Raw genomic sequence first — 2,249 nt, 5'->3', positions numbered from 1 at the left:
CACTACTGGTAGCCGCGGCGGCCACCCCGTTCGGAGGGTGAGGCCCGAGCCTTCGCGACGTCGGCCGTCCTGGCCGCGCGCACCCCTTCGTTCGGGGTAGAAGAGTCGTAAGTGAGTGATGTGACGGCACGGCCCGCTCCCGTGCCTGACACCCCACCGATGTGCCGGAGGCCATCATGAGAGCCGTAACGGCCGCGCTCGCCGCCTGCGCCGCCACCGCGATCGCCCTCGTCCCCGCCGCGCCCGCGGCCGCCGAGGTCCCCGCCGCGGACCCGCCCGCGCATCCCGTCTACCGGGCCTACCGGCTCCAGGTGGTCGAGGGCGTCGGGTTCGAGGACGAGTCGGTGCGGGAGGTCTCGTTGGTGTGCGCTCCCAAGGGCGGAGCGGGGAGCCACCCGCGAGCGGCCGACGCCTGCGCGGCCATCGCCCGGGCGGGGTCGATCAAGGCCGTCCCGGCCGATCCGGCCGCGGCCTGCACACTGGAGTACCGCCCGGTCATCGCGTCCGCGCGGGGTTCTGAGAACTACCGGGCGAAGTTCGGCAACACCTGTCTGCTGCACGCGGCCAAGGGCGTCGTCTTCGACTTCTGACGGTGTCCCCCTGGGGCCTGCCGCTTCGCTTCGGCCCGCCCGTCACCCGCCCCGCGCGCGCTTGGACCGCCGGGCCACCCAGGCGAGCGCCTCGCTGAGCTCCTCCACCTCGTGTGTTCGGATCCCGGGCACGGGGTCGCCGGAGTGCTTGGGCACGACCGCCTCGGTGAAGCCGAGCCGCTGTGCCTCCGCGATCCTGCGCTGGACCCCGTTCACGGCGCGGATGTCCCCGGCCAGGCCGACCTCACCGATCGCGATGAACCCGCGCGGCAGGGCCACGTCGTTGTTGGAGCTGCCCGCCGCCAGGGCCAGGGCGAGGTCGACCGCGGGCTCCCCGAGGCGTACGCCGCCCACCGTGGAGGCGTACACGTCCATGTTGGCCAGTCGCATACCCGTGCGCTTCTCCAGGACCGCCAGGATCATGTTCACCCGGGAGGTGTCCAGCCCGGACGTGGCCCTGCGGGGCGCGGGCAGCGGAGTGGGCGCCACCAGCGCCTGCACCTCCGTGATGAGCGGCCGCTGCCCCTCCAGGGTGACCGTGACGCACGTCCCTGGCACCGGGTCGGTGCGCTCCGTGAGGAAGAGCCCGCTGGGGTCCGGGAGCCCGATGATGCCGTTCTCGGTCAGCTCGAAGCACCCGATCTCGTCGGTGGGCCCGTACCGGTTCTTGACCGCGCGCAGCAGCCGTAGCTGCGAGTGGCGCTCGCCCTCGAAGTGCAGGACCACGTCCACCAGGTGTTCCAACAGGCGGGGGCCGGCGATGGAGCCGTCCTTGGTGACGTGGCCGACGAGGACCGTCGCGATACCGCGCTCCTTGGCGATCTGGATCAGCGCCCCCGTCACCTGGCGGACCTGGGTGACGCCGCCGGGCACCCCGGCCACCTCCGGGGAGACCATGGTCTGCACCGAGTCCACGATGAGCAGCCGGGGGCCGACCGCCTCGACGTGGCTGACCAGGGAGGCGATCGAGGTCTCCGCGGCCAGGAACAGCTTGTCGGAGAGCGCGTCGAGCCGTTCGGCGCGCAGGCGCACCTGACCGGCGGACTCCTCCCCGGTCACGTACAGGACGGGGCCCTCCGCGGCCCGCATCGCGGCGACCTCCAACAGCAGCGTCGACTTGCCGACGCCCGGTTCGCCGGCGAGCAGCACGACACCGCCGGGGACGGCGCCTCCGCCGAGGACGCGGTCGAGTTCGTCCACCCCCGTGGGAACGGCCTCGGCGGTCTCGACACTGATCTCGGTGATGGGCCGGGCGCGGGAGGTCACCGGTGCCGCCGCGACCGCGGCCGGGGCCGGGGCGCCCGCCTCCTCGACCGTGCCCCAGGCCTGGCACTCACCGCAGCGGCCCACCCACTTGAGGGTGCTCCATCCGCACTCGGTGCACCGGAACGTCGTCTTCGCTGCTTTGGCCATGCCCGCCACGCTAACGCCTCCCGAAGACACGCCGGGCGGGACAGATTCGTGGCACGTCGGGGCAGGTGAAAGTTACCTACGAGTTAGTCAACGTCGTTCGTAGGTTGTGTTACAGAATGCGTAGGGTCCGACACCCCTGGTCCCCCACTGGAGAGGAACCCGCGTGCCCCGCACCGACGACAGCACGACCGTGTCCGCTTCCCGACCCCGCGCCCCCCGCCGAACCCCGCTCCTGGCCGTTCCGCT

At 72.6% G+C, this 2,249-nt stretch carries 3 protein-coding genes (1 of these 3 running past the window's edge); 2 read left to right on the top strand and 1 reads right to left on the bottom strand.

Annotation, left to right across the window (positions count from 1 at the left end; all coding sequences use genetic code 11):
* Positions 1-100 carry the 3' end of an SSI family serine proteinase inhibitor gene (locus D471_RS36005; RefSeq protein WP_017601090.1) on the top strand. The gene continues 467 nt to the left of window position 1, outside the view, so the window shows 100 of its 567 coding nt (coding positions 468-567); the start codon falls outside the window, past its left edge; the stop codon is at positions 98-100.
* A gap of 76 nt (positions 101-176) precedes the next feature.
* Complete coding sequence (locus tag D471_RS0124680) at positions 177-590, top strand: SSI family serine proteinase inhibitor (RefSeq protein ID WP_017601089.1); 414 nt, start codon at positions 177-179, stop codon at positions 588-590.
* 42 nt (positions 591-632) lie between these two features.
* Here D471_RS0124680 and radA read toward each other — a convergent pair whose 3' ends face one another.
* On the bottom strand, positions 633-2,003 hold the full coding sequence (gene radA / locus D471_RS0124675) for a DNA repair protein RadA (RefSeq protein ID WP_017601088.1): 1,371 nt from the start codon (positions 2,001-2,003) through the stop codon (positions 633-635).
* Positions 2,004-2,249 lie beyond the last annotated feature (246 nt).

Source organism: Nocardiopsis lucentensis DSM 44048, from assembly GCF_000341125.1.
Classification (GTDB): domain Bacteria; phylum Actinomycetota; class Actinomycetes; order Streptosporangiales; family Streptosporangiaceae; genus Nocardiopsis; species Nocardiopsis lucentensis.
Note: the sequence above shows the minus strand (reverse complement) of the source record. Positions and strands in the feature narration are given on the sequence as shown.

Bases quoted from the DNA above. Each gene is read 5' to 3' on its own strand.
- D471_RS0124680 (WP_017601089.1), top strand. From the start codon at position 177: ATGAGAGCCGTAACGGCCGCGCTCGCCGCCTGCGCCGCCACCGCGATC.
- radA (WP_017601088.1), bottom strand. From the start codon at position 2,003: ATGGCCAAAGCAGCGAAGACGACGTTCCGGTGCACCGAGTGCGGATGG.